Consider the following 22539-nt stretch of genomic DNA (forward strand, 5'->3'; position numbering starts at 1 on the left):
GACACGTACCGCGCCCGACCCGCATCAAGGCACGTCACATCCATGGAACGCCTCGACAAGCATCCCGCCGCCCTCTTCCTGGCCATCGTGCTGGGCGCGACCGCCCTGGTGGTCGCCCTGCGGCCGGACGTGCTCGCCCCCCTGGCGGCGACACCCTCGGCCCTGCTGCGCAACGTTCTGATCCTGGGGGGAATCGTCGGCGGCCTGCTCGCCGCCACCTACATTCCGGCGCGGATCGCCGGCATGCGGCGCGCGATGGATCAGGAGAGGGCGAACCGGAAGATCCGTCCGATCCAGTTCGAGGATGACGGCGCGGCGGTGGAGAAGAAGGACCTCCTCGCCACGGCGCTCGCGACCCTGGACGGCATGGTCGGCCTCGCGCCGGTGAAGGCGGAGGTGAAGGGCGTCATCGCCCGGATGCAGGTGGAGCAGCAGCGCCGCGCCCAGAACCTGCCCGTGGCGGCCATGAGCCAGCACATGGTCTTCACCGGTCCCCCCGGCGTCGGCAAGACCGAGGTGGCGCGGGTGCTCGGCAGCGTCTTCAAGGCGCTGAAGGTGCTGCGCAAGGGACACCTCGTCGAGGTCGACCGGGCCGGGCTGGTGGCGGGCTATGCCGGCCAGACCGCGATCAAGACCCTGGAGCGCTGCAAGGAGGCCCTCGACGGCATCCTGTTCATCGACGAGGCCTACGCGCTGGCACCCGGCGGGTCAGGCGGCGGCGATTTCGGCAAGGAGGCGATCGACACCCTGCTGAAGTTCATGGAGGACAACCGCGACCGGATCATCGTCATCGTGGCCGGCTACACCAACGACATGCGCCGGTTCATCGACACTGGCGGCCAACCAGGGCTTCGTCCTGCCGGAGGGCTTCCAGAAGGAGCTGCTCCCCTATGTGAGCGCCCGCTCCCGCGCCGAGGATTGGGCCAATGCCCGCGAGATGCGCACGGTGCTGGAGAAGGCCCGCCAGGCCCAGGCGATGCGGCTCTCCGCCCATCCCGGCGGCGACATCAACCGGTTCGAGCCCTCGGACATCGCCGCCGCCCTCGGCAGCCAGGGCGCCGGCGCGATCGACATGGAGGAGGCGCGCAGGGTCATCGGCCGCCTCGAGGCGATGATCGGACTCGCCCCGGTCAAGCAGCAGGTGAAGACCGTGGTGGCGCGGGTCCTGGTGGATGCCAAGCGGCGCGCGGAGGGCATCGAGGTCGGCGCGGTGAGCCAGCACATGGTGTTCACCGGTCCTCCCGGCGTCGGCAAGACCGAGGTGGCGCGCATCATGGGCGACATCTTCAAGGCTTTGGGCGTCCTGCGGAAGGGCCACGTGGTGGAGGTCGACCGCGCCGGGCTGGTGGCGGGCTATGTCGGGCAGACCGCGGCGCGGACCCTGGAGCGCTGCAAGGAGGCCCTCGACGGCATCCTGTTCATCGACGAGGCCTACACCCTGGCCGCAGGCGGCGGCGGTGGCGGCAGCGATTTCGGCAAGGAGGCGATCGACACCCTGCTGAAGTTCATGGAGGACAACCGCGACCGGATCATCGTCATCGTCGCCGGCTACACCGAGGACATGAGCCGGTTCATCGACACCAATCCGGGGCTTGCCGGCCGCTTCACCAAGACGATCGAGTTCCCGGCCTACGATCCCTACGACCTCCTCGAGATCCTGCGCCTGATGGCGACCCGGCAATCGTTCCGGCTGCCGGCCCGGTTCGAGACCCTGCTGCTCCCGTGGATCGAGCGGCGCGCGCAAGGCCGCGACTGGGCGAACGCGCGCGAGATGCGCACGCTCCTCGAGCGCCTGCGCGAGGCCCAGGCCCTGCGGCTCTCGGCCGATCCCCTGGGCGATCACGGCCAGTTCGAACTCGTCGACGTCGAGCGCGCCATCGGGGGCGCGGCGCCCTCCGCCACGGCGTCGTGAGCGCATGAGATCCGGCACGATGACCCCGCGCGCCGCCGTCCATGGCAGCCTGTGGTACGAGGATCCCTGGTACCGGCTGGCCTGGCTCGCCCTGCCGCAGGCCGGCACCGTTCTGCTCGCCAACCTGCTCTTCGCCCTCGTGGCGCAGGGCGAATGGGGTCGCCCCGCCACCGGGTCCCGGCAGCGCGCCGCCGAACTCGAAATCCTGCGCGACCGCGCGGGCGGGGAGGGCGACGCCGCCGCGCTGAGCCAGCTCGCGGCCGGAGCCAAGGCGGGGGAGATCGACGCTCAGACCCGGCTGGCGACCCTCTACGATCCCCTCGTCGCCGGAAAATTCCCGCGCAAGGCCGTGCCGAGCGATCGTGCGCGCGCAACCGAGCTCTACCGCGCCGGCAGCGAGGCCGGAGACCTCGTGGCCATCGCACGCCTCGCCGACCTGCTGCTCGAGGAAGCCGGTTCCGAGGACGACCGGAGACGGGGATGCCGCCTGGCCAAGGCCTGGCTCGACCATCCGGCGACGACGCGGGACATGCTTCGCGGGGAGGAGCGCCTGGCCGAGAAGCTCGCCCGCTGCCTCGTCGATGCCGAGAGCGGCATTCCCCAGGATCCGCGGCGGGCCGGCGACCTCATCGTCGACACCCTCCGGCTGAAATACGAACCGTCGATCCGCACCTATGTGCGCGGCCTCGGCCTGCACAAGCCCGCGCTGATCCGCGCGCTGCAGGAGGCGATGGCGGCGCGGACCATCGGCCGCTACACCGGTCCGGTGGACGGGCTCGTCCACCCCGAGACGATCGCGGCGCTGGAACGGGAGGCGGGCCTGCGCCCGTTCCTGCCGGATCCCGCCCCGGAGCGCCGTGCCGAGACCGGCACCGGCCTGACGGCTGAGGAGTTCCGCAGCCTCGCCCAGGCGGCGACCCGGGATCTCGCCGCCCTGGCGCGGGTTCAGGCCATCGCCGACCGGGGCGATGCCACCGCGCTGGCGACCCTCGGCTACCTCTACAGCCCGTTCCTCAACAAGGGCGAGGTCTTCGCGCCGGACGCCCGGCGGTCCGCCGCCAATTTCGAGCGGGCGGCAGCGGCCGGCGCCCGCGACGCCGCCGCCCAGGCGGCGGGTCTCTACGACAAGGGCGCGGGCGCCCTGGAGAAGAACCCGGACCGGGCGGCCTCCCTCATCCTTCGCCAACTCGAGCTCGATCCGGGCTACCAACTCTTTCTGACGGACCCGGTCTTCGGCGCGACCTGGAGCCCCGCCTTCTGGGGAGCGCTCCAGCGGGCGCTCGCCGCGCGCGGCATCTACACCAACCCGGTCGAGAACCGCCGCAACGACGCGGTCATCGCCGCGATCCGACGCTTCGCCCAGGCGAACGAAACGGCCCGGAGCCCATCGAGACCATGAGCAACGCGCGAGACGAGTGGCTGCGCGCGCACGCGGCCCTATGGTACGGCGATGCCCGCTACCGCCTGGCCTGGTTCGGCCTGCCGCAGGTGGTGACGCTGGGGCTGGCGGGGCTGTGCCTGTCCCTGGCCGCGCAGGGGGAATGGGGACAGCCGGCCACGGTCTCGAAGGCGCGGGTGGCCGAACTGACGACCTTGCGCGACCGGGCCGGCAAGGAGGGCGACCTCAAGGCGTTCCAGGAACTCACCGCCGCGGCCACGCGCAACCAGATCGACGCCGCGACCAAACTCGGCACGCTCTACGACCCGCTGACCGCCGCCTATTTCCCGAAGAAGCCGTCGCCCAACGACTTCTCCCGGGCCGCCGCCCTCTATGCTCCCGGCGCCGCGGCGGGCGACCTCCTGGCGATCACGCGCCTGGCCGACGTGCTCCTCGACCCCGCCAACCCCAATGGCGACCTCAAGCGCGGCTGCCGCCTCGCCCAGACCTGGATGGACGACCCGGAGACGCTCAACCGGACGATTACCGGCGAGGAGCGCGTCACCGTCAAGCTCGCCAAATGCTACGTCGAGCCCGAGAGCGGCCTGCCGCAGGATCCCGTCCGGGCGGGCGAGCTGGTGACCGCGGTGCTGTGGCGCAAGCACCAGCCGACCATCGACGCCTTCGTCAACAATCTCGGCATGCAGAGCCCGGCCCTGGTGGCGGGGATCCAGCGCCATCTCGCCAAGTCCGGGCGCTATATCGGCCTCGTGGACGGGCGCGCCAATCCCGCCATCGTCACGGCCCTCCAGGTGGAGGCCGGGATCAAGAACACCGTCGCGGCCCCGAGGCCCGAGCCGCGCAAGGTGGCACCGAGCGGGCCGGACCCGGAAGTCACGGCCCTGGCGGGGGCCGCCATGGCCGGAGACCGGGGGAAGATGGCGCAGCTCAAGGCCCGGGCCGATTCCGGCGACGCGGACGCGCAGATCGCCTATGCGCGCCTGTACAATCCGGTGCGGAACAAGGGACAGGTCTTCGCGCCGGATGCGCAGGTCGCCGTCGCCTATTACGAGCGCGCCGCGGCCGCCGGCAACGTCATGGCGGCGGGTGAGGCCGCCTCGATCTACGATCAAGGCTGGGGCAACGTCGCCAAGGATCCGAAGAAGGCGGCCGCCCTCGCCCTGCGCGGCGTCGACCTCAAGGACGACCAGGTCACCTTCTGGCTGTTGTTCGAGGAGGCGGGCAGCTGGAGCGGCCCGTTCTGGGGCGCCCTCCAGGCCGAGCTGACGGCGCGCGGCTTCTACACGCTCCCCGTCGAGAACAAGCGCAACCCCGCCGTCATCACGGCCCTGCGCGCCTACATGAAGGCGAAGTCGTGAGCGGGACCGACCGGCTCGGCGCGCACGCCGCGCTCTGGTATGCGGATGCGCGCTACCGTCTCGCCTGGTTCGCCCTGCCACAGGTAGCGGTCGCCCTCGCGGCCGGCCTGGCTCTCGCGGTGCTGAAGCCCGCCGGGGAATGGGGCAAGCCGGCCGACAGCAAGGAGAGCGAGAAGACCTATCTCGACCTCCTCGACAAAGCCGGCAAGGATGGCGACAAGGCCGCCTTCGACAAGCTGAAGGCCGCGGCGGATGCCGGCGACATCTCCGCCCGCTCGTTCATGGGCGCCCTCTACAATCCCGAATGGGCCGGGATCTACGTCAAGAACCCCGTCAAGGCCGATGCCGCCACCGCCCTGAGCTATTATCAGAAGCCCGCCGATCTCGGTTATCCGGGCGCCCAGCGGGGCATGACCGACCTCCTGCTCAACCGCGGGCGCGGCCAGTACGACCTGAAGCGCGGCTGTCGCTACGGGCTCGCCTTTCAGGCGAACCCGGTCGCGATCCGGAACAACTATCTGAACTCCTGGTCGACGCTCTTCTGGATCGCCGGCTGCTACGCCGACGCGGAGAGCGGCGTGCCGAAAGACCCGCAGAAGGCCGCCGACATCTACATGGACACGGTGGCGGCCAGGCTGCCGCTGGCCATAGGCACCTTCACCGACGATCTCGGCCGCCAGCCCCCCGATCTCGTGGCCGCGATCCAGCGCAATCTCGCCCGGCGCGGCTTCTATTCCGGGCCGGCCGACGGGGCGGCGACGCCCCAGACCCAGGCGGCCATCCGTGCCCTGTCCGGCACCGCCGCCGCTCCGCAGGGCCGGCCGGCCGATCCGGGCCAGCCGCCGCCCCAGGCGCGCCCCCCGGCACCGGCACCGGCACCGGCGCCGGCGCCGAGCACCGACGAGATGATGGCGCTCTTCAAGAGCGCGACCACCGACGCCGCCGCCGAGGGGAAGCTTCGCGCCCTGGCGGAGAGCGGCGTATCGGTGGCGCAGTATCTCTATGCACTCCTCCTGTCCCCGGCCAACACCAACAAGCAGCGGATCACCGCACCCGACGCCGCCCTGGCGAGCCGGTATCTCGAACGCCTCGTGGCGGAGCGGTCCTTCGCGCCAGCGGCCGCGGCGGCGGCCTTCCTCTACGATGTCGGCGGCGCCAATTTCCCCCGCGCCCCCGGGAAGGCGGCGGACATGACGATCCGCGCCCTGGAATTGAAGTCCACCGACATCATTCAGAACCTCAGCGAGGACAAGTGGGGCGCCGGCTTCTGGGCCGCCCTGCAGCAGCGCCTGGCCGACCGGAATCTCTATCAGGGCCGCATCGTCGACCAGCGCAACGACCGGACCATCCAGGCGGCGCGCCGCCTCCTCGGCAACCCTTAGGAGATGCGCGTGGCGGCTGATCGCGAACCGAACATTCCCGACTCGCCTTGCCGGCGGGTCGGCCGTTGCCTCGCCCTCCTGGCGGGCATTCTCATGCTGGCCCTCGTCCAACCCGGCAGCGCCGAAGCGCAGATCAAGGTCCGCAAGGCCGATTGCTACGTCGAGGCCGATGGCAGGATCGCCATCAACGGCGTCTGCGAGTTCCTGACCGACGCGCGCAGCTACGGGACGGGCGGGTTCCGTCTCGCCACTTACGAGAACGGCTACCTCCGCTACGGGGTGGTGGTGGCGGTGACGAGCCCCGGAAGCGGCACGGCGACATGGAACGAGACGCCCGGCGGCAAGCCGGACGAGGGCCCCTCCGAAGCCGTCACCTCCGGCGGGGCCTGCTGGACGGGACCACGCACCCGGACCTGCGCCTGGAAGATCGGCGAGGGCCGTCCCGGTTTCGCCGGGGGCGGCGTCGCGCCGGCACCCGGGATCGGCGCGCCCCGCACCGCCGATTGTCTCATCGAGGTCAGGGGCGCGGCCCGGATCGACGGCCCCTGCCAGTTCCGGGTGGATGCCGGGCAGGACGGGGCGGGCGGATTCGAGGTCCGCTCCTATGCCAGGGGAGGGCTGGACTTCATCGCGCGGCTCACCCGCGATCCACGGGACCCGCAGAAGGCCACCGCCTCGTGGAACGAGCGCCCCGGCGCACCGCAGGCGACGGCTCCCCTCGGCACCCTGGCGCCCAAGGGGCCGTGCTGGGAGGGTGCGGAGGCGCGTCTCTGTGTCTGGCAGGCCGGACAGCCTCGCGACGCGTCGGACCGGCCCGGTACCGATCCGGGCCGCGCCCCGCCCGCCGAAACGCCGCCGGCCGCGACCGCGCGCCCGGCCTCGCCGCCCGTGCGCCGGGACAATGCGGGGACGGAGACGGGAGAGACACCGCCGGGGATGGTCCTGAAGCTGACCTTCAAGGGCCGCTGCGAATCGCTGGTGGTCGATGGCGAGGACATCACCGCGTCCTGCGCCCCCACCGCCAGGAATTCCTCCACCACCGGGTCGGCACGGGCCGAGTTCGTGTTCGGAACCACCGACGACCGGGAGGTCAGCTTCCTCGCATCGGCGAAGGGATGGGTCGAGAGCGGCACCCTGCGTCAGCCCATCGACGAAGTCATGTACGAGGAGCGCGGCCAGAGCCTCCTCGTGAAGGCCAAGGGCGTCTGCGAGATGCCCAACCCCATGGGCGGTCCCGTGGTGATCACGTGCAGCGCCCAGACGTCCAACAGCACCTACACCGTCCGCTTCCGCACGGATGGCGGCAAGCCGGTCCTGGAGCGGTCCAGCCCCGGTTGAGCGCCCGCCACGACACGCCCGTCCCGAAGCCGAGGAGAAGCCCTATGAAACACCGTCTCCCGAACTTTGCCTTGCGATCCTTTGCCCTCCGATCCTTGGCGCTCGCCGGCCTCGCCGGCCTCCCCGGGCATGGCCTCGTGCTGCCGGCGCAGGCGGAGACCGAGAACAAGACCGCCCGCCCGGGCCAGCGGATCTTCCTCCAGGGCTTCACCCATTACTTTCCGACGCAAGGATGCCGCTCCAAGGCGGCCCTGGTCGATATGGTCTCGCCACCGCGCGGCGGACGCGTCGAAATACGCCGCGAGTTCAGGATCCTCAGCAACAAGATCGACGAGCGGGGCGCCACGATCCGGCAGGTGGATGGCTGCGAGGACGTGAAGAAGGATTCGATGTCGATCTTCTATACCGCACGGTCCGATTTCTCCGGTCTCGATACCCTGTCCGTCGCCGTGACCTTCCCCGACGGAACGACGGTGCCCTACACCTTCCGGATCACGGTGCCGGAGGGCGAACGCCGCCAGGCTCCCGCCGTCTCGCAGGCGCCCGCACCGCGCGGCAACGGCGCGGGCCAGGCCGCCGGGACCACCGCGACGGCACCGGCGGCGCGGGCCGCCAGCACCGGCGACTTCCTGCGCGACACGGTCCGCGGGGCGACACCCGCGCCCCGGCAGGTGCCGGCTTCTCCGCCACCGCCGGCGGCGAATGCGCCCGCCGCCACCGCCGCCGCCGCCGCCGCCGCCGGCGTGGCAGCACCTCCCGCCCGCGTCGAAGCCCCGCCGCCCGCGCGGATCGAAGCCCCGGCGTCTCCGCCCGCCCCGCGAGAAATGGCGCCCGCGCCCCGGCCCCGTCCCGCTCCCATGCCACAGCTGTGATCTGTCCCGCCTCGGAATCCGCTGGTCCGAGCGAGCGCTGCCGCAACACCGCCGTCGATGACCTGCCGAGCGGTGCTGTGAGGCGATGACGCAGCTTCTCATCGGGGCGATCGTCGCCCTCGGCGCGATCCTCTCTGTCGCACGCGTGCGGCAGATGCTGAATGCCGCCACGCGCGCGCATTTTCCGCGACGAATCCTGCTGGTCTACATCCTCGTCCGGACACTGATCTTCGGGGCCGTCCTTGCAGGCGGCATCTGGCTGGTGTCGTGGCTGATGCGCTGACAAGGGGACGACCGGCAGCGCCTTGCGGAGCGAGGCGGGATCATTGCAGAACCGGGCGCCATGACGTCCGGCTTCCACGGCCACCTGAGAGCCGGCTTCATACCGGTCAGATCATGGCTGTTCTTGTCTGGAGAACCGAAGATCACAATGACTCGCACACTAGCCTTTCCCGTCGCCGTGATGGTCAGCCTGCTCGGCAGCATCGTCGTCGAGCCGTCCTACGCCGCCGGCATGAATACGCAGACCTATTCACCGGACTACGATAAATGCATGGACAAGTCCGGTGGCGTCACGGCCGAAATGCTGGATTGTGCCTCCGCTGAACTGTCGCTGCAGGACAAGAAGCTGAACGCCGCCTATCAGACGCTCATGCGCAAATCGACGGACGAGGAGAAGACGGCGCTGCGCGATTCCCAGCGGGGCTGGCTGGCCTACAGGACCGCCTCCTGCAAGCTGACGATGATCTTCGGGGGAGGCGGAACCATGGACCTGATCGCCGCCTCGAGCTGCAATCTCGATGAGACGGCGCGGCGGGTGTTCTTCCTGGAAAGCCTGCTCGCCGAGTAGGGCCGTCCGGCCGAGGGCATCGGCAATGGCGCATTCGTCCAAGCGGTGACGCGAATCGTCAAGCCGACCCGGCGCCTTGCTTCCATAGCTCGGACCAGCCCCCTCCCGAACCGGACATCCTCCCATGCCCTTCGTCACCACCCAGGACGGCGTCGAGATCTTCTTCAAGGATTGGGGTCCCAAGAGCGCCCAGCCCATCGTGTTCCACCACGGCTGGCCGCTCTCGTCGGACGATTGGGACGCGCAGATGCTGTTCTTCCTGCATCACGGCTACCGGGTCGTGGCGCATGACCGGCGCGGCCATGGCCGCTCGGCCCAGGTCGATACCGGCCACGACATGGATCACTACGCCGCCGACGCCTTCGCGGTGAGCGAGGCGCTGGATCTGCGCGACGCCGTGCATATCGGCCATTCCACCGGCGGCGGCGAGGTCGCCCGCTACGTGGCCAAGCACGGTGAGCCGGCCGGCCGCGTGGCCAAGGCCGTGCTGGTCTCGGCGGTGCCGCCGCTGATGCTCAAGACGGAGGCCAATCCCGAGGGTCTGCCGATCGCGGTGTTCGACGGGTTCCGCGCGGCCACCGCCGCCAACCGCGCGCAGTTCTTCCTCGACGTGGCGAGCAGCCCCTTCTACGGCTTCAACCGCGACGGCGCGACCGTGCAGCAGGGCGTGATCCGGAATTGGTGGCGCCAGGGCATGATGGGCAGCGCGAAGGCCCATTACGACGGCATCGCGGCGTTCTCCGAGACCGACCAGACCGACGATCTGAAAGTCATCACGGTGCCGACGCTGGTCCTGCATGGCGAGGACGATCAGATCGTCCCGATCGCGGATGCGGCGCTGAAATCGGTCAAGCTCTTGGCCAATGGCACGCTCAAGACCTATCCGGGATTCCCGCACGGGATGCTCACCACCCACCACGACGTCATCAACCCCGACCTCCTCGCCTTCGTGAAGGGCTGAGCCGGGTTTTCGCGACGGCCGACGCGCAGGCGCGCCGGTCGCCGCCCGCTCACTGCTTGACGCCGATCACGCCGTCGCATCCCTCGCCGACCCGCCCGTCAGGGCGTGCTCCAGGGAGCGGATGATCGTCGCGCCGTCGCAGGGCTTGCCCAGGAAATCGCTGGCGCCCGCCGCCAGGACGGTGTTGCGCAGGGCCTCGGTGGGGAACGCCGTCACGAAGATCACCGGCACCCGCGACCCCAGGGCGAGCAGGCCCCGGTGCATCTCCACGCCGGTCATGCCGGGCATCTGCACGTCGGTGATGACGCAGTCGGGCGCGTCCACCGGACAGCTCTCGAGGAAATCACGCGCCGAGGCGTAGATGCGGGCGGTGTAGCCGAGGGAGCGCACGAGGCTTCCGGTCGCCACGCGCACGTCCTCGTCGTCGTCGACGATCGCGATCACAGGCAGAGCTGGCATTCCATTGACCTACGGGTTCGCCTTCCGGTCCCTGTGACCGGCGAGTCTTGGACTGGGAAGTCTTGGGCCGGTAAACGTTGGCCCGAGCCGAGATATGGTCCCTCGCACCGTGGGTTGGAATCATACGGAGGTTTGCCAGCCTCCACCTTTCGCTAAAGGCCGGCGGATCGGTCACCGCGTCGGCGCGCCGCCGGCATGCGAGACGCCGAGGGCTTCGGCGCTACGAACCAGATCGGCCAGGGAGCGCGCCTTCATCTTGCGCATGACGTGGCCCCGGTGGATCTTCACCGTGATCTCGCTGAGCCCGAGATTGCCGGCCACCTGCTTGTTCATCAGGCCGGCGGTGACCTGCGCCATCACCTCGCGCTCACGCGCGGTGAGGGTCTCGTAATCGGCCCTGAGATCGTCGAGGGCCGCATGCGCGCTGCGCTGGACCGCGTCGCGCGCCAGGGCGGTGCCGATGGCGTCGAGGAGGTCCTGCTCGCGGAACGGCTTGGCGAGGAAGTCCACCGCCCCGGCCTTCATCGCCTTCACGGTCATCGGAATATCGCCGTGCCCCGTCATCAGGATCATCGGCAGGTCGATCCCCAGCGCGCTGAGCTGGCCCTGGAACTCGAGGCCGCTCACGCCCGGCAGGCGGACATCGACCACGAGACAGCCGGCGCCCAGGGGGCGCGGCGCGGCCAGGAACTCCGCCACCGACGCGAAGGCGGCGCAGGCGAGATCGATGGAGCGGAGCAGGCCGGACAGGGCCTCCCGGATATCGGGGTCGTCATCCACGACGAAGACGGTCTGCCTCGCGGCCGACGCGCGTGCCGGCCCCGCCGCGTTGCCTCGGATCATGGTTCCCTCTCGGCCGTGGTCGGTATGGTGAAGTGGAAGGCGGCGCCCGGATCGTCGTGACCGGTGATCCAGAGGCGCCCCCCATGCGCCTCGACGATCGAGCGGCAGATCGCCAGCCCCATGCCCATCCCGTCCGCCTTGGTGGTGAAGAACGGCTGGAAGACCCGCTCGACGGCCTCCGCCGCGATCCCCCCGCCGCTATCGGCGACGGTGACGCGGACATGCTCTGCCCCGTCCGGCGCGACACGGATCGTGAGGAGGCGGGGCCGTTCGGTGACCGTGGCCATGGCCTGGATCGCATTCACCATCAGGTTGATGAGCACCTGCTGCAACTGCACCCGGTCCCCGTGCACCAGGGTCACGTCGGAGGCGACGTCGCGGATCAGGCGCACGCCGCCGCGGACCATCTCGCGCTCCACGAGAAGGACCGATTCCCCGATCATCTCACGCAGGTCGAGCCAGTCGCGCGGGGGCGGCGTCTTGGCGAGGAAGGTCCGGATGCGGGACACGATCTCGCCGGCCCGGCTGCCGCTCGCCACCACCCGGGTCACCGCGGCCGAAACCTCGCCGAGGTCCGGCGGGCTCCGCCTCAGCCAGCGCAGGGCTGCCTCGCCATTGGTGACGATGGCCGCCAGGGGCTGGTTCACCTCATGGGCGATGGAGGCGGTGAGTTCGCCGAGCGTCGTCACCCGCGCGGTATGGGCCAGCTCGGCCTGGACCGCCAGCAGCGCCTCCTGCGCCTGCTTGCGCTCGGTGATGTCCACGGCGAAGACCAGCACGCCCTCGAACCCGTCCGCATGGGACGGGAACGTGATGCCGAAGAGGATCGGCACCGGATCGCCGGACAGCGCGCGGATCGTGGTCTCGCCCTCGAAGAAGGTCTCGCCCCGCGCCAGCGCCAGCAGCGCCTCGATGAAGGTGGGCTCGTCCTCGAACAGGAGCGCGTCGAGGGATCGCGGCGCCGCAGCGCCCGCATCGGCGCCGATCAGCCGCCGCAATTCGGCATTGGCGTCGACGATGGTGACGCTGCGGCGGAGATCGCGGACGACCTCCGGATGGGCGTGGAGATAGGCGCGAAGAGGCGTGGCCGCATCGGGCGGGACCGCGTCGAGGACAGCCTTCACCTCTCGCCAATCCTGCTGCAGGATCGCCACGCGGGCCGTATCGAAGATGGTGCGGTAGCGCCGCTCGCTCTCGGCCAGGGCCGCATGGGCGCGCTTGCGCTCGGTGATGTCGGTGTTCGTCTCGAGGACCGCGAGCGGCTGGCCGCCGGCGTCGCGCTGGAGCGACCAGCGGCTCTCGACGACCACCCTGGCGCCGGACCGCACCGTCTGGACGAGTTCGCCCTCCCACCGCCCGTTCCGCATCAGCGCGTCTCGGATCGCCGCCTCGCCACCGGGGAAGGCCGTGCGCAGGAGGACGTGCACGTTGCGCCCCCGGACCTCGTCCCGGCGCCAGCCGTAGAGGTCTTCCGCGGCGCGGTTCCAGAACGTCACCGTATCGGTGGGCGTGCGCACGAAGATGGGATCGTGGGTGAGTTCGAGCAGTTCGGCCTGCTCCGCGAGGATGCGGGCCGCCGCCTGATTGCGCAGCACCAGGAGCGCGCTGATCGCGATGGCCGCCAGGCTGACCAGGGCGCGCAGCAGCGCCGAGTCGCTGTCGAAGAATCGGTGCGACAGGAAATAGGCCACCGCCGTCAGAAGCAGGCAGCCGGACGCCGTCAGGATCACCCCGTTCCGCCGGAACGCCCGCGCGGAGACGAGCACGACGACCACGTAAAGCACGGCCACCGCGCCTTCGAGGGGCGTGAACGCATCGACGAGGAAGATCGCCAGGGCGAGGCCGAGGGCGAGGACTCCCAGGAGCCGGCCCGTCCGGCGGGTGTCCGGGCCGATCCCGGAACGGGGAGGCGAGGGGGCCGCTACGACAGGCGCGTCCATCGCCCCTCCCTGGCCTCGACAGGGCACCGAGGCGCCCCGTCGTCCGGCCGGTCGGCACACGGTAGCGTGACGGAGAACCGGGAGCCGACGCCCTCCAGCGACCGGACCGTCTGGCGCACGATCGCCGGACCCTGTGCATGAACGGCCTGACGCATCGCCATCTCCCCATTTCCGGCGGCCTGGACGGCGGATGAATGCCTCGGCCGTTCGAGCGGACCATGAAGCGTGACCGCATGCCTTGTGAACTATACTGTCGTTTATTGGCGAGGGGGCGCGGCGTTCGCGTGGACGACGAAGGGACCGGGCTGCACCGCCGATCCGGCCGGCATCGAGTCATCATGGGCCGGGCCACTCGTCTTGCACGGACGTTCCATGATTTGAACGATCCGCGTCAAGCAGAGCGACGCGTTAGCGAGCCAACGCTTCGCTCTCTGGTGTGTCGCAGGTTCTTGTCGCAGAACCGGGGGCCACTTCTGCGAAACCTGCTTCGCCGGAGGACCATCCCTCTTCTTGAGCGCGTCACCCCGGCCGATCGAGCGACAGACGGGAATTGGCGCCGGACCGTGCAAAACATCGCGTGATCGGACAAGCCAGGGAGCGTGCCGTCCCTGCAGCTACGGTGGCGGCGGCGGGACGGGACGCCATCCGGGGCAGGGGTGGCAGGTTCGCCTTCGACGAGACGGAGTGATCCGAGATGACCGACACCCTCCTCCCGGCGGAATCCGACGGCGACGACCGGACGGCGCAGACCTTCCCCCGCCTCGGCGCGGAGATGGAGAGCCGGGTCGCCGGCTACGGCATGGAGGAGACCCTGCCGGCGGGTACGCTCATCTTCGCCAGGGGCCAGCGGCGGGTGGATTTCTTCCTCGTCCTCGCCGGCCGGATCGAGATGTTCGAGACCGACCACGAGGGGGCCGCCAGGGTCTTCGTCGTCCACACCGAAGGTCAGTTCACGGGCGAGCTCGACCTGTTCAACGACCGGGAGATCCTGGTCTCCGGCCGCACCGTGGTGGAGACGCGGGTGGTGCGGATCGACCGCGCCGCCTTTCGCCGCCTGGTCACCGCCGAACCGGATATCGGCGAGATCATCATGCGGGCCTTCATCCTGCGCCGGGTCGGCCTGATCCGCCACGGGCGGGGCGGCGTCGTCCTGATCGGCCCCGGCCATCAGCGGGAGACCCTCCGCCTGGAGCGCTTCCTCGTCCGGAACGCCTACCCGCACCGCATCCTCGACACCGCGAGCGACCCGGCGTCCCGCAACGCCCTCGACGGGTTCGGCCTGGCCGAGGCCGACCTGCCGGTGGTGATCGCGCCGGGCGCGGCGGTGATGCGCAATCCCACCAACGCCGCGCTGGCGGACGCCCTCGGGCTGACGGAGGCGATCGATCCCGGCCGCGTCTACGACGTGGCGGTAATCGGCGCCGGACCGGCGGGCCTGGCGGCCGCCGTCTATGCCGCCTCCGAGGGGCTCGACACCATCGTCATCGAAGGGCTCGCGCCCGGCGGCCAGGCCGGCACCTCCTCGAAGATCGAGAACTATCTCGGCTTTCCGACAGGGATCTCCGGTCAGGCCCTCGCCGGCCGCGCGCAGGTCCAGGCCCAGAAGTTCGGGGCGCGGCTCGCGATCTCCCGCATGGCGACGGGGCTCGATTGCGGCGGGTCGCCCTTCCGGGTGATCCTCGAGGACGGCACCGCCGTCTCGGCACGCGCCGTCATCGCCGCCACCGGCGCCCGCTATCGCCGCCTGGATCTGCCGCGCTACGCGCATTTCGAGGGGCAGGGCATCCATTACGCCGCCACCGCCATGGAAGCGCAGCTCTGTGCCGGCGAGGCGGTGATCGTGGTCGGCGGCGGCAACTCGGCCGGCCAGGCCGCGATGTTCCTGTCCCGCACGGTGGCGCACGTGCACCTCCTCGTGCGGGCCGACGGCCTCGCCGCGACGATGTCCGACTACCTCGTGCAGCGGATCGCGTCGTCGCCGCGCGTCACCCTGCATACGCAGACCGAGATCACCGCGCTCGTGGGCGACGACACCCTGACATCGGTGACCTGGACCGATCGGGCGAGCGGGGTCAGCGAGACGACGGTCATCGGCAACGTCTTCGTCATGATCGGCGCCGTGCCGAATACCGGATGGCTCGCGGACTGCCTCACCCTCGATCCGAAGGGGTTCGTCCCGACCGGCCTGCTGAGAGACGGCACGCCCGCCCTGTCGCCCTACGCCACGGTGGTCCCCGGTCTCTACGCCGTGGGTGACGTGCGCGCGGGCTCGGTGAAGCGGGTCGCCTCCGGGGTAGGGGAGGGGTCGGTGGTGGTCCAGGCCGTCCACGGCTTCCTGCATCCGGAACCGTGAGCCCCGCGCCGCCGGCCGGAACGCGAGACGCTTACTGAGGACGCCGATCCATGCGTCGATGGGCGTGGCGCCGATCGAGCCTGGCGACGATGGGCGCCGACGCCATCCAGGAGGACACGATCGGCCCCGCCGGAGGCGTGGAGGATCGCGCGAAGGGCATCGTCGACACCAGCGCCAGAATGGCCGCGAGAGACGGTCTGATGAGAAGGTTCATGGCCGCTCTCCCGGGTTCGAGGACCGCGCTGGCGCGATGGGTCGGAGGATCAGTCGGCGGGACCGCCCGAGGTGGTGCCGAAGTTCGGAACCGCGTGGTTGGTCTCGTCGGCATTGCCGCCCTTGGCCGAACTGTCGATGGTCCGGGACGCCTGCAGCTCTCCGAAGGATCGCGGGGCGCTCTCCAGGTCGACCCGCTCGACGATGGTGTGGGACGGACGATGCTCCGGCATCGCCAGGGCAGGGGCCATCAGGCCAAGCTGAAGAAGGGTGATGGAAGCGAGATGCTTGATCATGGTGCGTCTCCTGATGTCGGACTGGTTTCAAGGACAGAACGGAGCCGCTCGAAATCTCTGCTGCAGCCCTGAGTTCATGTCCGGATCTTAGCCCGTCGGAGGATCCTGAATATTATACGGCGGATCACCGGATCGATGCTTAGGTTATGCCTCCTCATACGAAGGTTTCGGCTGCCCCTCTTTCTCAGCGCTGGCGGGTGGCGGCGACGCCGAGTTGATCCGCCATGCGGACGAGGTCGGCGAGGGATCGCGCCTGCATCTTCTCCATGACGCGCCGCTTATGGACCTTGGCGGTGATCTCCGTGATGCCGAGTTCGGCGGCGATCTGCTTGTTCATCAACCCGCCGATGGCGCAGCGCATCACATCGCGCTCGCGGGGCGTCAGGGTGGAGAGCCTGGCCGAGAGGTCGTCCCGGGCGCGACGGTCGGCGAGCGCGACGGCATCGGCCGCCAGCGCCTTGCGGATGGCGGCGAGCAGAACCTCGGCGATGAAAGGCTTGGTCAGGAACTCGACGGCCCCGCCCCGCATGGCGCGGACGGACATGGGAATCGTGCCGTAGCCGGTCAGGAAGATGATCGGGACCGTATTGCCGTCCGCGCGCAACGAGTCCTGGACGGCCAGCCCGCTCTGTTCGGCGAGGCGCACGTCGAGAAGGACGCATTCGGGGGATCGGCGCCGGAGAGACTGCGCCAGCCCGCCGGGATCTCCGTGCCCGACCGCCGCCAATCCGTCGGACAGGCAGAGGCTCACCAGCGCTTCGCGTAGCACCGGATCATCGTCGACGATATGAACGGTCGCTTCGGGCATGGTTCTCGATGCGCACCTCGCCGATGCGAATACGTTCACCTGATACACGATTTGGGTCGCATGGCGATTGCAAGCTTGACGATTGCCTTCGCCTTGACATGAGCTTCGGCGTCTTCCGATGGCCCATACCCGGCGATCCGCATCGGGTGGGGACTCGGCCCGGCCACCGCGAAAGGACCGACGGCTTGCTTTGGCCCGCCCGGCTCGGCCGCGATGGCGGACAGAGCTCGTCTGGTATCCGATACATCTGTATAATAGCCGTCTTCGCGCACGGCTTGCACGGTGCCGGCATGGATCTTCACCGGCACGGCGCGCACAAATTCCCGAAAGCCGGTCTCTTCGCCTCGTCGGCGGGGCGGCGTTGGCAGGGCGTCGCCGCGGAAGTCCGGTCCCACCCGGCGGGCGACCTGCCCGCCATCGTCCCGGCCCAGATGGAGATCACCCTGGCGATCCGGCGCAGCCCGGATGCGCATGTCAGCCGCAAGGGGGCCGGGATCCGGCAGCGGACGCCGGTGGAGGCGGGGACGATCTGGCTCTGTCCCGTGGGGGTCGGCGAGGACGACATCCACATCTCCGCGCCCCTCGACGAGATCCTCCACATCTATCTGCCGGCGGAGCGCTTCGAGACTCTCGCGGGGCTGTACGGCGATGCGCGCATCCGTGCCGATACGGTACGCTATCTCGCCGGCGTCGAGGATCCGTTGCTCGCCCAGATCGGGCTCTCGATCCACCAGGAGCTGATCCGGGAAAGCTCGGCCGGCCGCATGATGGTCGAGGCCGCCGCCCTCGCCCTGACGGCGCGGGTCGCGCAGGCCTACGGTCACGACCGGCCGGACACGCGCGTGCGCCCCGCCACGGAGACCGCTGGCCCGGATCGGATCGACCGCGCCGTGGCGTTCATCCGCGACAATCTCGAACGGGACCTCTCCGTGGCCGAGATCGCCGCCGTGGCGTGCCTCAGCCCCTTCCACTTCAGCCGCATGTTCAAACGCGTCACGGGTCGGACGCCCTATGCTTTCGTCAGCGAGGAAAGACTCGCTCGCGCACGGCGGTTGCTGAACGACACCAAGATCCCGCTGGTCGACATCGCCTTGTCGTCCGGTTTTTCGAGCCAGGGCGCGTTCAACACGGCCTTCAAGCGCGTCATCGGCAAGACGCCGGGCGAATACAGGCAGCATGCCTCATGAATGCCGGTCCCGCGAACAGCAGGATTTGGACACGCCACCGCAGCCTCGCGAAAGACGGGTCCTAGCTTGGCCGTTTAGCATCTCGCCATCGTACGATGGGAGACAGACATGCTTCGAACGCTTGTCCACGAAGGGAATGCGCCGAGTGCCGTGCCGCCGGCGCCGGCCTCTCTCCGCCCCACCCCGACGCACGACGTCCGGTTCGGCGGCATGTCCCATGACTCCGTCCGCCAGGCGAGAATCCGGCCCGACGATTGGTCGGACGGCGCCATCGTCCTCGGCTGGCGGGACGGCATGGCCGGCGGCCTCCGGGTCGACCGGCACGATGCACTCATCCTCCAGGTCCGGCTCGGCGAGACGGAAGGGCGATCCCCGCACCGGGAGGTCGTCGAGGGGGCCCAGCCCCCGATGGTCCCGCGCGCGGGGGAGGCGATCCTCCATGATCTGCGCCAGACCTGCATCGTGCGAACACCGAAGCGAACCCTCCTGATCGGGCTCGACAGTCGACGTCTGAAGCGGGTGGCCGAGGATCTGGGCATCCTCGACGCCGATCCCCTCGATGAACTCGTGCCGGCCTACGGCGCGGTCCTGGCGGACCCCGCCCTGCACAACCTCGCCGTCAGTGTCGGGGAAACGCTGGCGCGGCAGGATCGCTGGGCCGACGTCATCCGCCGCCAGTTGACCCGCGCCGTCGCGGCTCATCTGCTCGGGACCTATACGTCGCTCCAGCCCGCGCCCGAGACGGTTCGCGGCGGCCTGGCTCCCTGGCAGCTCCGTCGCGCCCAGGACCATATCCGCTCCGATCTCGCCCGGCCGATCCACCTCCAGACGGTCTCGGAATCCTGCGGGCTCTCCGTCAGCCACTTCGCGCGCGCCTTTCGCCAATCCACCGGCATCGCCCCCCATTCTTGGCTGACGCGGGAGCGCATCGCCCAGGCCAAGACCATGATGCGGAAGGGAGATCGGACGCTCGCCGACATCGCGCTCGCCTGCGGCTTCGCCGATCAAAGCCACTTCACCCGCGCCTTCGCCAAGGATCAGGGCACGACCCCGGGCCGCTGGCGTCGCCGGGTGGAACCGGACTCGCGGCACGCGTCGCGCGATCGTGGCCCGGTGGAGTCGGTGGTCGGCGGCGGTGGCTGACGACCTGCGCCCGCCTGTCCTCGGTCACCACATGGTTTGCTTGGCCTTTTCAGCCCACGTCGAATCGTAGACCTCGCCCCCGACTCGACCATGGCTCAGTTCGGCCAGAATCTGCCCGGGCGACGGCAGTGTCTTTGGGTCGACGTGGTTGGCCTGCTGCCACAGGCCGGATCGGATGAGGGCGCGAGCACACTGGAAGTAGACCTCACCAACGGTGATGACCATCACGGTGCGGGGCGCTTTGCCATCGACGGCGAAGGACGCGCACAGGGTTCGATCGTCGTCGATGACCGCTCGGCCATTCACCCGCAGGGCGTTGCCGATGCCGGGGATCAGAAACATCAGCCCCACCCTCGGATCGCGCACGACGTTGCGGAGGCTGTCGATCCGGTTGTTCCCCCGGCGATCGGGCAAGAGAAGCGTGCGGGGATCGGCGACGCGGACGAACCCTGGACGATCACCACGGGGAGAGCAGTCCAGGCCTTCGGGACCAGCGGTGGCGAGGGTCGCGAAGGGCGCGACCTCGATGAAGCGCCGGTAATGCGGGGTGATGTGGTCCGCGACCTTGGCGGTGGACGCGTCAGCGACGGCGCCCCACTCCCCATAGATGCGCTCGAGTCCCTCCACCGTTTCGATCACTGCCATCGCTCGTACACCTCTTGGCCAATGGATGGGCTCTACCCCTCTCGCATGAAGCGGGGCGGCCGAAGCAGAGCGACGGCATTCCGTCGCCGGCTCGGCCCCGGGACCTGGGCCTCGATGGAGTGCGAGCCGGGAGCCGGAGTCGAACCTTCAGGCCGCCCGCTCACGCAGATGCGCGATGAGCTCGGCCGCCGCGCTGTCCGGGTCGGTATCGTTCCGGATCGTGCATTCGGCCTCGATCGGAACGACGCGGTCGAGGCGGGCGCGCAAATCCCCATCCTCCGGCCGGCCCCGCGCGGCGAGACGGCGGGCGAGGATGTCGGGCGAGGCCGTGACGGACACGACGCTGACGCTCGGCTGGGCGAGGCGGGCCGCCTGGACGATACGGCGTGAGACGTTGCAGACCACCACGCGTCCGGCTCGCGCGTGATCCAAAGTCTCGCCGGGGATCGCGTAGCCGAGGCCGTGCGCACGCCAATGCAGGGCGAAGGCGCCGGAGGCCGCTCCGTCCGTGAACGCCTCCTCCGAGATCGCGACATTGTCCTCGTGCGCCGAGGGCGCGCGGGTCACGAGGCGACGCGGGAACACGAAGCGGGACTCGTGGGCGAGGGCCTCGCGTGCCAGGCGCAGCAGGGTGTCCTTGCCGGCCCCGCTCGGGCCGACGACGAGAACGAAGCCGCCGGGCATCACACCACCCGCGTGCCGGCGCGCCAGACCTGACGCACCACCGGCACGCCCCGGGCGAGACGGACGCGGACGAGGTCCGCGCGGAGAGCCGGCTCCAGACGGCCGCGATCGGTCAGCCCGGTGGCGCGCGCGGGGTTGGCCGTCACCGTGGCGATGGCGTCCGGCAGGGCAATGCCGGGCACGCGCTCGGGCAATCCGAACGCCGCCATCAGCAGGCTCGCCGGCACGTAGTCCGAGGACAGAATGCTGAGATAGCCGGCCTCCGCCAGGGTCTGGGCCGCGACGTTGCCCGAATGCGAGCCGCCCCGGATCAGGTTGGGCGCCCCCATCATCACGGTGATGCCGGCCGCATGCGAGGCTTCCGCCGCCTCGAGGGTGGTGGGAAACTCGGCGATCGCCACCGATTCATCGCGGGAGAGGGCGACGTCGGCCAGAGTGGTGTCGTCGTGGCTGGCGAGCGGAATGCCGAGCTCCCGCGCCAGGGCGACGAGGGCCGGGCGGTTGACGGCATTGAGGGCGTGGCCATCGCGCATCTTGCGCTCGGTGCTGAGCTTGATCTCCTCCAGGGAGCGGCCACCGCGCCCGGCATAGACGTAGTACTTGGCCACATCCCGGAACTGGCGCTGGCCCGGCGTATGGTCCATCAGCGACAGGAGGCCGATGGCATAGCGCCCGGCGAAGGCGCGCACGGTCTCGACCACGTCGGTCGAGGGGATCTCGCAGCGCAGGTGCGTGCGGTGCTCGGCCCGGAACAGGTCCGCCCCTCGCGCCTCCGCCAGGGCGGCGGCCAGGAGCTCGAGCTCGGTGCCGAGGCCGCTGCCATCCGGGTCGGTGCCGGCGCGCAGCGAATCGAACACCGTGGTGATGCCGGATGCAGCGATCTGCGCGTCGTAGGCGAGCACCGCCCCGAGGGGGTGCCAGCGCACGCCGGGGCGCGGGGCGTAGTGGCTCTCCAAATGGTCGGTGTGGAGCTCGATCAGGCCCGGGATGATCGTGTCGCCGGCGCAGTCGAGGCCGCGCTCGGGGGCACGTCCCGTGCCGATCTCGGCGATGCGCCCGTCGACAACCGCGAGCCAGCCCGTCTCGACCCGGTCGGGCAGAACGAGGCGGGCGTTCTCGAGGATCTCGACCCGGTCCGTCATGCCTGTCTGCTCCCGATCCTGTATCCGGTTCATGCGGCCATCGCCCCGCGGAAGGCTGCGACGTCGACGATGCGCGTCGCCACCGCCTCGCGGACATCCGCGTCGTGGAAGATGCCGAGGATGCCGGCGCCCGCCGCCCGCTTCTCGGCGATGAGCTCCACCACCACGGCCCGGTTCTCGGCATCGAGGGAGGCGGTGGGCTCGTCGAGGAGCAGGATGGGCCGGTCGGCGATGAGACCGCGCGCGATGTTGACCCGCTGCTGCTCACCTCCCGAAAAGGTCGCGGGCGGCAACCCCCATAGGCGCTCGGGCAGGTTGAGGCGGGCAAGCAGGTCGGCCGCGCGGGACCGGGCCGCCTCGAGCGCCAATCCCCCTTCGATTCCGGCGGCCTCCACCACGGCGCGGGCGCCGACGCGGGGAATCACCCGCAGGAACTGCGAGACGTAGGCCAGCGTCGTGCGGCGCAGGCCCAGGATCTCGCGCGGCGCGGCCGTGGCGAGGTCGATGACGCGGGTTCCGTCGCGGACCCGGATCGCGCCCGCGTCGCAGCGGTAATTGCCATAGGCCATCTTGAGGAGGGAGGACTTGCCCGCGCCCGAGGCGCCGCCGAGCACGACGCATTCGCCGGGATGGACCGCGAGGGTCGCGCCGGCGATCACCGGCAGCACGGCGCCTCCGCGCAGGTGCAGGGTGAAGCTCTTGGCCACGTCGTCGAAGGCGAGGAGGGGCGGAAGGGACGTCATGAAGGGGGACG

24 protein-coding genes and 1 pseudogene are annotated in these 22539 nt (G+C 70.2%); 13 read left to right on the forward strand and 12 right to left on the reverse strand.

Translation table 11 applies throughout. The features are described from left to right. Positions 1-260: 260 nt before the first annotated feature. Positions 261-566, reverse strand: a complete 306-nt coding sequence (locus ASF34_RS23355) for a hypothetical protein (protein WP_244478905.1) — start codon at positions 564-566, stop codon at positions 261-263. On the opposite strand from ASF34_RS23355, the pseudogene ASF34_RS23360 reads away from it, so the two are divergent. Next, positions 478-756, forward strand: a pseudogene (locus tag ASF34_RS23360) (AAA family ATPase); the annotation flags it as partial. The gene ASF34_RS23355 and the pseudogene ASF34_RS23360 sit on opposite strands and share 89 nt — an antisense overlap. Here the strand turns inward: ASF34_RS23360 and ASF34_RS23605 are convergent. Then, a complete protein-coding gene (locus ASF34_RS23605; RefSeq protein ID WP_274533745.1) occupies positions 709-843 on the reverse strand; it encodes a hypothetical protein in 135 nt (44 codons plus the stop codon). The pseudogene ASF34_RS23360 and the gene ASF34_RS23605 sit on opposite strands and share 48 nt — an antisense overlap. Before the next feature lie 49 nt (positions 844-892). On the opposite strand from ASF34_RS23605, the gene ASF34_RS23365 reads away from it, so the two are divergent. The 9 genes from ASF34_RS23365 (at position 893) to ASF34_RS05835 (ending at position 10072) form a co-directional block, all read left to right on the forward strand. After that, on the forward strand, positions 893-1912 hold the full coding sequence (locus tag ASF34_RS23365) for an AAA family ATPase (RefSeq protein ID WP_244478906.1): 1020 nt from the start codon (positions 893-895) through the stop codon (positions 1910-1912). Positions 1913-1931: 19 nt separating this feature from the next. Then, the gene (locus ASF34_RS05800; protein WP_056159589.1) at positions 1932-3311 is read left to right on the forward strand and encodes a hypothetical protein; all 1380 of its coding nucleotides are present in this window, start codon (positions 1932-1934) and stop codon (positions 3309-3311) included. Beyond that, positions 3308-4669 carry a hypothetical protein gene (locus ASF34_RS05805; protein ID WP_018043943.1) on the forward strand — a complete coding sequence of 454 codons (1362 nt, stop codon included), beginning with the start codon at positions 3308-3310 and terminating at the stop codon, positions 4667-4669. The genes ASF34_RS05800 and ASF34_RS05805 overlap by 4 nt, the downstream gene beginning before the upstream one ends. Beyond that, a complete protein-coding gene (locus ASF34_RS05810) occupies positions 4666-6051 on the forward strand; it encodes a peptidoglycan-binding protein (protein ID WP_056159593.1) in 1386 nt (461 codons plus the stop codon). Before ASF34_RS05805 ends, ASF34_RS05810 begins: the two co-directional genes overlap by 4 nt. Positions 6052-6054: 3 nt before the next feature. After that, positions 6055-7389 carry a hypothetical protein gene (locus ASF34_RS05815; RefSeq protein ID WP_244478907.1) on the forward strand — a complete coding sequence of 445 codons (1335 nt, stop codon included), beginning with the start codon at positions 6055-6057 and terminating at the stop codon, positions 7387-7389. A gap of 44 nt (positions 7390-7433) precedes the next feature. Continuing rightward, positions 7434-8261, forward strand: a complete 828-nt coding sequence (locus ASF34_RS22665; protein ID WP_056159599.1) for a hypothetical protein — start codon at positions 7434-7436, stop codon at positions 8259-8261. Positions 8262-8346: 85 nt separating this feature from the next. Further along, entirely contained in the window at positions 8347-8544 is a 198-nt protein-coding gene (locus tag ASF34_RS05825; protein WP_018043941.1) for a hypothetical protein, read from the forward strand. Positions 8545-8691: 147 nt separating this feature from the next. After that, the gene (locus tag ASF34_RS05830; protein WP_056159602.1) at positions 8692-9111 is read left to right on the forward strand and encodes a lysozyme inhibitor LprI family protein; all 420 of its coding nucleotides are present in this window, start codon (positions 8692-8694) and stop codon (positions 9109-9111) included. Between the two features lie 124 nt (positions 9112-9235). Further along, the gene (locus ASF34_RS05835; protein WP_056159605.1) at positions 9236-10072 is read left to right on the forward strand and encodes an alpha/beta fold hydrolase; all 837 of its coding nucleotides are present in this window, start codon (positions 9236-9238) and stop codon (positions 10070-10072) included. A gap of 66 nt (positions 10073-10138) precedes the next feature. On the opposite strand, the gene ASF34_RS05840 is transcribed toward ASF34_RS05835, so the two are convergent. The 3 genes from ASF34_RS05840 to ASF34_RS05850 all read right to left on the reverse strand — a co-directional run bounded on the left by ASF34_RS05840 (position 10139) and on the right by ASF34_RS05850 (position 13314). Next, positions 10139-10531 carry a response regulator transcription factor gene (locus ASF34_RS05840; RefSeq protein ID WP_056159608.1) on the reverse strand — a complete coding sequence of 131 codons (393 nt, stop codon included), beginning with the start codon at positions 10529-10531 and terminating at the stop codon, positions 10139-10141. Positions 10532-10702: 171 nt separating this feature from the next. Beyond that, positions 10703-11374 carry a response regulator transcription factor gene (locus ASF34_RS05845; protein ID WP_056142167.1) on the reverse strand — a complete coding sequence of 224 codons (672 nt, stop codon included), beginning with the start codon at positions 11372-11374 and terminating at the stop codon, positions 10703-10705. After that, positions 11371-13314, reverse strand: coding sequence for a PAS domain-containing sensor histidine kinase (locus ASF34_RS05850; protein WP_056159611.1), 1944 nt, complete (start codon positions 13312-13314; stop codon positions 11371-11373). The genes ASF34_RS05845 and ASF34_RS05850 overlap by 4 nt, the downstream gene beginning before the upstream one ends. A 694-nt stretch (positions 13315-14008) precedes the next feature. Between ASF34_RS05850 and ASF34_RS05860 the strand changes: the two genes are divergently transcribed. After that, complete coding sequence (locus tag ASF34_RS05860) at positions 14009-15667, forward strand: FAD-dependent oxidoreductase (RefSeq protein WP_056159617.1); 1659 nt, start codon at positions 14009-14011, stop codon at positions 15665-15667. A gap of 263 nt (positions 15668-15930) precedes the next feature. On the opposite strand, the gene ASF34_RS05870 is transcribed toward ASF34_RS05860, so the two are convergent. From ASF34_RS05870 to ASF34_RS23225, 3 genes are all read right to left on the reverse strand, one after another. Continuing rightward, complete coding sequence (locus ASF34_RS05870) at positions 15931-16176, reverse strand: hypothetical protein (protein WP_056159622.1); 246 nt, start codon at positions 16174-16176, stop codon at positions 15931-15933. 184 nt (positions 16177-16360) lie between these two features. After that, complete coding sequence (locus tag ASF34_RS05875; RefSeq protein WP_018043931.1) at positions 16361-16984, reverse strand: response regulator transcription factor; 624 nt, start codon at positions 16982-16984, stop codon at positions 16361-16363. A 35-nt stretch (positions 16985-17019) separates the two neighbouring features. Then, entirely contained in the window at positions 17020-17292 is a 273-nt protein-coding gene (locus ASF34_RS23225) for a hypothetical protein (RefSeq protein ID WP_210166711.1), read from the reverse strand. Between ASF34_RS23225 and ASF34_RS05880 the strand changes: the two genes are divergently transcribed. Then, complete coding sequence (locus ASF34_RS05880) at positions 17275-18171, forward strand: helix-turn-helix domain-containing protein (protein WP_162240028.1); 897 nt, start codon at positions 17275-17277, stop codon at positions 18169-18171. The two genes, ASF34_RS23225 and ASF34_RS05880, sit on opposite strands and share 18 nt — an antisense overlap. 210 nt (positions 18172-18381) lie before the next feature. Next, positions 18382-19314 (forward strand): helix-turn-helix domain-containing protein, encoded by a 933-nt coding sequence (locus ASF34_RS22075; RefSeq protein WP_244478908.1) that lies wholly within the window; start codon positions 18382-18384, stop codon positions 19312-19314. Positions 19315-19338: 24 nt separating this feature from the next. On the opposite strand, the gene ASF34_RS05890 is transcribed toward ASF34_RS22075, so the two are convergent. The 4 genes from ASF34_RS05890 to phnL form a co-directional block, all read right to left on the reverse strand. After that, positions 19339-19959, reverse strand: a complete 621-nt coding sequence (locus tag ASF34_RS05890; protein ID WP_056159632.1) for a pyridoxamine 5'-phosphate oxidase family protein — start codon at positions 19957-19959, stop codon at positions 19339-19341. A 147-nt stretch (positions 19960-20106) separates the two neighbouring features. Beyond that, positions 20107-20643, reverse strand: a complete 537-nt coding sequence (gene phnN / locus ASF34_RS05895; protein ID WP_018043927.1) for a phosphonate metabolism protein/1,5-bisphosphokinase (PRPP-forming) PhnN — start codon at positions 20641-20643, stop codon at positions 20107-20109. Further along, positions 20643-21785, reverse strand: coding sequence for an alpha-D-ribose 1-methylphosphonate 5-triphosphate diphosphatase (locus ASF34_RS05900; protein ID WP_056142148.1), 1143 nt, complete (start codon positions 21783-21785; stop codon positions 20643-20645). Before ASF34_RS05900 ends, phnN begins: the two co-directional genes overlap by 1 nt. Positions 21786-21814: 29 nt before the next feature. After that, positions 21815-22528 (reverse strand): phosphonate C-P lyase system protein PhnL, encoded by a 714-nt coding sequence (gene phnL, locus ASF34_RS05905; protein WP_056159636.1) that lies wholly within the window; start codon positions 22526-22528, stop codon positions 21815-21817. Positions 22529-22539 lie beyond the last annotated feature (11 nt).

The organism is Methylobacterium sp. Leaf106 (assembly GCF_001422895.1).
GTDB lineage: Bacteria > Pseudomonadota > Alphaproteobacteria > Rhizobiales > Beijerinckiaceae > Methylobacterium > Methylobacterium bullatum.

Bases quoted from the DNA above. Each gene is read 5' to 3' on its own strand.
- ASF34_RS05800 (WP_056159589.1), top strand. From the start codon at position 1,932: ATGACCCCGCGCGCCGCCGTCCATGGCAGCCTGTGGTACGAGGATCCC.
- ASF34_RS05805 (WP_018043943.1), top strand. From the start codon at position 3,308: ATGAGCAACGCGCGAGACGAGTGGCTGCGCGCGCACGCGGCCCTATGG.
- ASF34_RS05815 (WP_244478907.1), top strand. From the start codon at position 6,055: ATGCGCGTGGCGGCTGATCGCGAACCGAACATTCCCGACTCGCCTTGC.
- ASF34_RS22665 (WP_056159599.1), top strand. From the start codon at position 7,434: ATGAAACACCGTCTCCCGAACTTTGCCTTGCGATCCTTTGCCCTCCGA.
- ASF34_RS05825 (WP_018043941.1), top strand. From the start codon at position 8,347: ATGACGCAGCTTCTCATCGGGGCGATCGTCGCCCTCGGCGCGATCCTC.
- ASF34_RS05830 (WP_056159602.1), top strand. From the start codon at position 8,692: ATGACTCGCACACTAGCCTTTCCCGTCGCCGTGATGGTCAGCCTGCTC.
- ASF34_RS05835 (WP_056159605.1), top strand. From the start codon at position 9,236: ATGCCCTTCGTCACCACCCAGGACGGCGTCGAGATCTTCTTCAAGGAT.
- ASF34_RS05840 (WP_056159608.1), bottom strand. From the start codon at position 10,531: ATGCCAGCTCTGCCTGTGATCGCGATCGTCGACGACGACGAGGACGTG.
- ASF34_RS05845 (WP_056142167.1), bottom strand. From the start codon at position 11,374: ATGATCCGAGGCAACGCGGCGGGGCCGGCACGCGCGTCGGCCGCGAGG.
- ASF34_RS05850 (WP_056159611.1), bottom strand. From the start codon at position 13,314: ATGGACGCGCCTGTCGTAGCGGCCCCCTCGCCTCCCCGTTCCGGGATC.
- ASF34_RS05860 (WP_056159617.1), top strand. From the start codon at position 14,009: ATGACCGACACCCTCCTCCCGGCGGAATCCGACGGCGACGACCGGACG.
- ASF34_RS05870 (WP_056159622.1), bottom strand. From the start codon at position 16,176: ATGATCAAGCATCTCGCTTCCATCACCCTTCTTCAGCTTGGCCTGATG.
- ASF34_RS05875 (WP_018043931.1), bottom strand. From the start codon at position 16,984: ATGCCCGAAGCGACCGTTCATATCGTCGACGATGATCCGGTGCTACGC.
- ASF34_RS05880 (WP_162240028.1), top strand. From the start codon at position 17,275: ATGGATCTTCACCGGCACGGCGCGCACAAATTCCCGAAAGCCGGTCTC.
- ASF34_RS22075 (WP_244478908.1), top strand. From the start codon at position 18,382: ATGTCCCATGACTCCGTCCGCCAGGCGAGAATCCGGCCCGACGATTGG.
- ASF34_RS05890 (WP_056159632.1), bottom strand. From the start codon at position 19,959: ATGGCAGTGATCGAAACGGTGGAGGGACTCGAGCGCATCTATGGGGAG.
- phnN (WP_018043927.1), bottom strand. From the start codon at position 20,643: ATGCCCGGCGGCTTCGTTCTCGTCGTCGGCCCGAGCGGGGCCGGCAAG.
- ASF34_RS05900 (WP_056142148.1), bottom strand. From the start codon at position 21,785: ATGACGGACCGGGTCGAGATCCTCGAGAACGCCCGCCTCGTTCTGCCC.
- phnL (WP_056159636.1), bottom strand. From the start codon at position 22,528: ATGACGTCCCTTCCGCCCCTCCTCGCCTTCGACGACGTGGCCAAGAGC.